General features: G+C 78.7%; 2 protein-coding genes. Both read right to left on the reverse strand.

Features of this window, described 5'->3' with window-relative positions; genetic code table 11:
- A partial coding sequence (locus EAO77_RS37480; RefSeq protein WP_147992728.1) for a beta-ketoacyl synthase N-terminal-like domain-containing protein occupies positions 1 to 3,759 on the reverse strand: 3,759 nt, incomplete at its 3' end.
- A 71-nt stretch (positions 3,760 to 3,830) separates the two neighbouring features.
- Positions 3,831 to 7,688: SDR family NAD(P)-dependent oxidoreductase (locus EAO77_RS37485; RefSeq protein ID WP_147992729.1), on the reverse strand; the 3,858-nt coding region annotated here is incomplete at its 5' end.

The raw sequence follows: 7,688 nt of genomic DNA on the forward strand, positions 1-7,688 counted from the left end.
GCTCCGCCCGCGCGGACTGTTCGCCCCCGACGCGGCGCCTGCCGGCGACCGCGCAGGGCAGGACGGCGCCGGGGCGGGGGTCGTCGCGGGTGCCGCGGCGGGTGCGGCGAGCAGGAAGGCGGCGAGTTCGGTGACCGTGGGGTGGTCGAAGACGTCCGGCACCTGCACGCTCGTGCCGAACTCCGCGGAGAGCCGCACGGTCAGGTCGACGGCCATGATCGAGTCCAGGCCGAGGTCGAAGAAGCCGACGTCGTCCCGGACGGCTGCGGCGTCGGCGTGGCCGAGCTGGTCGGCGAGGAGCTCGCGGACCCGGGCCCGGGCGGCGGCCGGACGCTCGGCCGGGGTCAGGTCGGCGAACGGGCCGCCGGCCGCCCCGGCGCCGTCCTGCCCTGCGCGGTCGCCGGCAGGCGCCGCGTCGGGGGCGAACAGTCCGCGCGGGCGGAGCCCGGTCATCACCTGGCGCAGCCGTGCCATGTCGAGCGGGCAGGCCACGAGCCGGCCGTCGGCGCCCGGGGCGCGGCCGGTCAGGGCCGCGCGGCCACGGGCCGCGTCGAGGGTGCCGATGCCCATCCGGGCCGCGCGGTCGCGCAGTCCGGCGTCGGCCATGCCGTCGTCGCCGAGCGCCCAGGGGCCGTACGCGATGCTCACCGCGGGCAGCCCGAGCGAGACCCGGTGTGCGGCCAGCAGGTCGAGGGCGCCGTTGGCGGCGGAGTAGGCCGCGCAGTCCTGGGTGCCCCACACCGCGGAGACCGAGGAGACCAGCACGAAGAAGTCCAGCGGCCAGTCCCGGCTCGCCAGATGGAGCCACCAGGCGCCCGCGGCCTTGCCGCCGAGCGCGTCCGCGAACTCCTCGGCGCCGGTGAGGGCGGCGGGGGTGTAGGAGACGGTGCCCGCCGCGTGCAGCACCCCGCGCACGGGCGGCATGCCGTCGAGCGCCGCACGGGCGCGCGTCAGGGCGTCGGGGGTGTCGCAGCCGCCGCCGCGGTAGACGACGCGGTCGGTGTCACGGCGCAGGGAGGCGAGGAACCCGGCCGCCTCGGGCGCGAGTTCGTCCTCGGCGCGGCGGCCGATGAGCAGCAGGTTGCGCGCTCCGCGCCGGACCAGGTCGGCGACGAGTTCACGGCCGACGGCGCCGAGGCCGCCGGTGACGAGGTAGGTGGCGTCGGCGCGGACGGTGAGGTCCGCGGGCTCCTCCGCCACCCCCGTCAGCCGGGGGACGAGGATCCGTCCGTCGCGCACGGCCGCGACGTCCTCGGTGCCGGGGGCCGCCGGCCGCGCCAGGACGAAGCCGAGCAGCGCGCGGGTGTCGCCCGGACCGGGCTCGGCGGGCAGGTCGACGACGCCGCCCCAGGCGGAGCCCAGTTCGAGCCCGAGCACCGGGCCGAGCCCGTGCAGCAGGCCGTGCGCGGTGGCCGCGGCGCGGTCCCCGTCGGCGGTGCGCACGGCGGCGCGGGTGACCGCGTGGACGCGGCAGCGGTCCCCCGCCGCCACGGCCGCCGCGGTCACGGCGGAGGCGAGCGCCGCCCCGTCGGTGACGGCCCGGCCGGCGTCGGCCGCGTCCGGGTCCTCGGGCAGCGGGGCGCCCCGCAGCGCGAGGACGAGCGCGGTGGGCGCGTCGCCGGAGCGTTCCGCCCAGAACCGCCGCCAGGCGTCGGGCCCTTCCGGCAGTCCTGCGGTGATCCAGCCGTCCGCCGCCGTGCCGGGGGGTACGGGGGTGAGCAGGGTCCCCCGCACCCCCCGGGCGGCCGCCTCGCGGAGGAGCTCCGTGAGGAGCTCGGGGTCGTCGCCCGCGAGGACGAGTGCGTCCCCGGCGTCCGCCCCGGGCGTCGCGTCACCCTGCGGCGCGGCCACCCACCGGGTGACATGCGCCACCGGCAGGCCGCCGTCGGGCGCGGGCGAGGCGGCGGAGCTGCCGCCGGGCGCGGGCGAGGCGGCGGGGGCGGCCCCGGCCGGGGCACCGGCCACCCCGTCCGAACCGGCGGCGGGGGCCGCAGTGCTGACGGCCGCCGCGGCGGAGCGGCTCGCGCCCCCTGTCGGCACGGCGGGGCCCGGGAGGGTCTCCGGGGCGAAGCGGAGGCGTTCCCAGGGGTAGGAGGGGAGGTCGATGACGGCGCGGGGCAGGGCCGGGAGCGGGGAGGCGTCCGCAGGGCTCCGGAGGGGGCCGCCGGCCGCGAGGGCGCGCAGGGCGCGGACCGCGTCCTCGGGGGCGGTGGAGGCGATCCGGGCACGGAATTCGTGGGCGGTGCGGCCCTCCCCCGCCGAGTAGGCGAAGGCGGCGTAGGACGCGGGGGCGAGGCCGGCCAGGTGCTCCGCGTACCGGCCCGCGAGGGCGCGCAGGGCCTCGGGGGTCTTCGCGGAGATCTCGAACCCGGCCACCGCGGGCGCGGGTTCGTCCCGGGGCGTCCCTTCGCCGGGGGGGCCGAGGACGATGTGCGCGTTGGTGCCGCTCATGCCGAACGAGCTGACGCCCGCGTGACGTCCGGCGTTCCTGGGCAGGTCGGTCAGGGTGTCCGGCACGGTGATCGCGGTGCCGGAGAGGTCGATCCGGGGGTTGAGCGTGCGGAAGTGCACCACGGGCGGCGCCTGGCGGTGCCCGACGCAGAGCATCGCCTTCACCAGTCCCGCGACGCCGGCGGTGGCCTCCAGGTGCCCGAAGTTGCTCTTCGCGGCCCCGACGGCGAGCGGGGCGCCGCCGTTGACCCTGCCGAGCGCGGTGGCCAGCGCCTCCATCTCGATGGGGTCGCCGAGCGAGGTCCCGGTGCCGTGTGCCTCCACGTAGCCGATGTCGGCGGGCTCCAGGCCGGCGTCCGCGAGCGCCCGTTCGATCAGGGCCACCTGGGAGAGCACGTTGGGGGCGGTGAAGCCGCCCGAACGGCCGTCCTGGTTGACGGCGGTGCCGTGGATGACGCCGTGCACCCGGTCGCCGTCGCGCAGCGCGTGGTCGAGGCGCTTGAGGACGACGACTCCGCAGCCCTCGCCGCGGACGAAGCCGTTGGCGCGGGCGTCGAACGCCTTGCACAGGCCGTCGGGCGCCAGGGAGCGCGTCTCCTGCACCAGGCGCATGGAGCGCGGCGACAGGATGAGGTTGGTGCCGGCGGCGAACGCCACCTCGCAGTCCCCGCGCCGCAGGGCCTGCGCCGCGAGGTGGACGGCGACCAGCGAGGAGGAGCAGGCCGTGTCGACGGCCATCGCGGGCCCGTTGAGGCCGAGCGCGTGGGCGACGCGGCCCGCGGCGAAGTTGTGCCCGTTGCCGGTGGTCCAGTAGGCGTCGGGCGCTCCGGCGAGCCAGTCGCGGTAGTCCTGCCACATGATGCCGAGGTACATGCCGGTCTGGGTGCCGGACAGCTTCCCGGCGGGCAGTCCGGCGTTCTCCATCGCCTCCCAGGCGACCTCCAGCAGCATCCGCTGCTGGGGGTCGAGGTGGCGCGCCTCCCGGGGGCTGATGCCGAAGAAGGCGGCGTCGAAGCCGAGCACGTCGTCCAGGAACCCGCCGCGCTGGGGCAGGGTGTCCCACTCCGCGGCGAACGGCTCCTTGCGGTGCGCGGGGACGGGGCGGACCAGGTCCCGTCCGGCGGTCAGCGCCTCCCAGTACCCGTCGAGGCCGTCGATGCCACCGGGCAGGCGCAGGCCGACGCCGATGACGGCGATCGGCCCGCTGCTCTCCTGTTCCTCGATGCGCCGGCGCAGGGTGCGGATCGTGGCGAGCGCCCGGGTGAGCGGTGTCTGCCCGGTTCCGGCGGGTGCAGCGGTCTCTTCCATGTGTCGGTATTCCTCGCGGTCGTACGACGGGGCGTCGTGGGTGACTGGCTGGGGGCCGGGCACAGGCGGGATCAGTCGGCGGCCGCCGGGTCGGGCAGGCGCTCGCACAGGGCGGCGGCGAGGGCCGCCGCGGTGCCGTAGGACCACAGGAGCGTGGGCGACAGGCGGAGCCCGAAGGCGGCCTCCAGCCGGTTGCGCAGTTCCAGGCCCATGAGGGAGTCCAGGCCGAGTTCCTTGAACGGCACCTCGCGTCCGACGCCCTCGGCGCCGAGGCGGAGCACCCGTCCGGCGAGCCGGCGGACCTCCTCCTCGGCGACGGCCGGGCGGTCGCCGGCCGGGGTGGCGAGCAGCCGGGCGAGGAAGTCCCCGCCGCCGGCGGACGCGCCGTCGTCGCGTGCGGCGGCGTGCAGGCGCTCCCAGCTGCCGAGCGCGGCGGTGTCGGGGTAGGCGTCGAACCAGCGGCGCAGGGCGATCGGCACGTAGCCGGTCACCGGCTCGTCCCGCTCCAGCATGCGCAGCAGGGCGGGCCAGGCGTCCTCGGGCGGGAAGCCGCCCATGCCGCGTTCCTCCAGCCGTGCGCCGCGCTGCTCCTCGCTCGCGGCGAGGCCGGTCCCGGTGAAGGGGCCCCACTGGACGCTGAGGGCGGGGCGGCCGCGGCGGCGGCGGGCCTCGGCGAGGGCGTCGAGGTAGGAGTTGGCGGCCGCGTAGGCGGCCTGGCCGGCGTTGCCGACGAGGGCGGCGGCGGAGGAGAAGAGCACGAAGAGGTCGAGGGGGTCGCCCTCGGTGGCCTCGTCGAGGTTGCGGGCGCCGGCGGTCTTGGGCGCGAGCACCCGGCTCACCTGCTCCTCCGTCAGGTTGCGGACGGTGGCGTCCTCCAGCAGTCCGGCGGCGTGCACCACGCCGCGCAGCGGCGGCAGCTGCTCACGGACGCGGGCCAGCACGGCGCGCACCGCGTCCGGGTCGGCGGCGTCGCACCGCTCGGTGGTGACCTGGGTCCCGGCGGCCCGCAGGGCCTCGACGCGGGCGGCGGCGTCCGGCCCCGGCGCGGACCGGCCGAGCAGGACCAGGCAGCCGGCGCCGTGTGCGGCCAGGTACTCGGCGAGGCTCAGTCCGAGGGCGCCGAGGCCGCCGGTGAGCAGATACGTGCCGTCCGGGCGGAAGCGTCCGCCGGACAGCGGCAGCGCCGTCACGCCGGTGACGTCCGCCGCGTCGACGAGCACGGTGCGGACGCCGCCCGCTGCCGCCTCGACGCTCTCGCGCAGTGCGGCGACGGCGTCGGCCATGGGCCGGGTCCGCACCGGCAGGGGGTCGAGCTTGCCGTCGGCGAGCAGGCGCCAGGCCGAGGCCAGGGCCGCGGCGAAGCGGCGGGAGCGGGGCCCGAGCAGGGCGGGGAGGTGGACCGCCGACAGGGTGAGACCCCGGCTGTACGCCTCGGCGCCGAGCGCCCGGCCGCCGGTGCCGCCGAAGGTGATGTACCGGCCGCCGTCGGCGACGGCGTCCAGCCGTCCGTCGCCGGGCCGTCCGGCCGGGGAGGCGAGGACGAGGTCGACGCCCCGGCCGCCGGTGGCGGCCCGCACGGCGTCGGTCCAGGCCGGGTCGGCGGGGTCGACGACGAGGTCGGCGGCGTCCTGGCCGGGGGCGGCGGAGGTGGTGACGATCCGGGCGCCCAGCACCCGGGCGACCTGCTCGACGGCGGCCCGCACGGCGACCTGGGGCGGCAGGTCGATCAGCACGGTCTCGCCCGGTTCCAGGCGTCCCAGGTCCGACAGCGCGTACCAGGCCGCGCCCATCGGCAGCGGCAGGGCGGCCGCCTCGGCGTCGCCGAGGGTGTCCGGGACGGGCACGGCGTGCTCCGCCCGTACGGTGACATGGCTGGCGAAGGTGCCGGCGGCGCACGCCGCGACCCGGTCGCCGGGGGTGAACGCGGTGACGCCGGGGCCCGCGGCGACAACCCGTCCCGCGCACCCGGAGCCGAGCGGCAGGGCTCCGGCGACGCCCGCCGGGGGGCCGAAGACGCGCTGGGCGTCGCCGTGGTCGAGGGCGACGGCGAGGACCTCGATCTCGATCTCGCCGGGCCCCGGGGCGCGGCGGGCGAGCGGCAGGAACTCGACCGCCTCCCGGGCGCCGGGACGGCGGGCCGCGGCGCGGAACGGCTGGCGTCCGGCACGGGGGACGGGCAGCGCGCCGCTCTCCGCGTCCGCGGCGCCGCGGGTCAGCCGGGCGGCGAACCGGCGGCCGGCGCGCAGCGCGACCTGGTCCTCCGCGGTGTCCTCGACGAGTTCGGCGGCCCAGTCGGCGCCGTCGTCGGCCGGGTCCACGTCGACCACGCGGGCGAGCAGTTCGGGGTGTTCGCGCCGGAGGACACGGGTGAAGCCCCAGTAGAGCGCGGCTCCGGGGTCGGGCGCGTCGTCGGCGCCGGTGGCCTGGGCCCGGCCGGTGACGACGGTGAGCCGGGGCGGTACGGGCAGGTCGGAGCAGGCACGGGCCAGGGCCGCGAGGCGGGTGAGGCCCCGGCGCTGCGCGTCCTCGCCGTCCGTCGCGTCCGGGGCGACGAACGCGACGTGCCCCGGGAGGTCACCGCCGTCGGGCAGGACGGCTCCGGCGGTGCGGGTGACCGTGGCCCCGGCGGCGGCCAGCGCGGCCGCGAGGCGGGCGGGCACGGCGGCCGGGCCGGTGCGCGCGGAGTCCTGCGGGCCGTCGGCGGGCACGGCGGCGGTGACCAGCCAGTTGCCGGTCTCCGCGGGTGCCGGGCGGGGAGCGGTGACGTCGGTCCACTCGATGCGGTGGAGACGTTCGGCGTCGGTCCCGGTGCCGGCGCCCGCGCCGGGGAGCGGGGTGAGGGTCAGTCCTTCCATGACGAGCAGCGGCCGCTCGGCGGCGTCGAAGATCTCGATGTCGAAGACGCCCTCGGCCCGGCGCACGGCGTGGGACCAGATGCGGGTGGCGGGTTCGCCGGGCTCGCCGGGGAGTTCGATGCGCTCGACGGCCGTGGGGACCACGGCGGCGCCCGGGGCGAGGTCCGCGCAGAGCGACAGGCAGACCTGGAGGGCGCCGTCCCACAGGGCGGGGTGCAGCGCGTGGGTGCGGTTGCCCGCGCGCAGCCGGTCGGCGAGGACGACCTCGCCGACGGCGCGGCCGCCGTCGGGGTCGACGACGAGGGTGCCGATCCCCTGGAACGCGGGCCCGTACTCGAGGCCGCGCGCGGCCCAGTCGCGGTAGAACGCGGCGGTGTCCTGGGGTTCGAGGGCGCCTTGCCAGCCGGGGAAGGCGGGGGCGGGCCGCGGGCCGGGCCGGGCGGCGGCGCGCGCCACGGCGTTCTCCTGCCAGCCGGCCGCACCTGCGGGCAGGGAGAGCAGCCGGAAGGTGCCGCCGTCCGCGCCGCCGCGCCATTCGGCGGTGAGGCGGGTGATCTCGTCGGTGACGGCGATCTCCTTGGCGAAGCTCACCTTCTCCAGCCTGCGCACGGGGGAACCGGGCAGCGAGCGGGCCGTGTTGACGGCGACGGCGAGCATCCCGGCGGCGGGCAGCACGGCCGTGCCGTGCACGCGGTGGTCCTCCAGCCAGGGCGGGTTGCCGAGGGAGAGTTCCAGCGCGCCGTGCCGGGCGTCCTCCTCGCCGGGGGCGGGCAGCAGGGGGGCGTCGAAGCCGCGGGCGGCGCCGGAGCCGCGGGGGCGGGCGTCGGTCCAGTGGCGCTCGGGGCGCAGCGGGTATCCGGGGACGCTCGCCGCGGCGTGGCGGGGCAGGCCGCCGAACGGCTCCAGGCCGGCGGTGTAGGCGCGGCCGAGGGCGGTGGCGACGTCGGCCGTGCCGCCGTGGTGGCGGCGCATGGTGGTCAGGACGGCGGTGCGGGCGGGGCGGCCGGCGGTGAGCTGTTCGACGGCCGCCCGGCCCGCACCGCCGTCCTGACCACCATGCGCCGCCACCACGGC

Source organism: Streptomyces sp. T39 (assembly GCF_008042045.1).
Lineage (GTDB): Bacteria > Actinomycetota > Actinomycetes > Streptomycetales > Streptomycetaceae > Streptomyces.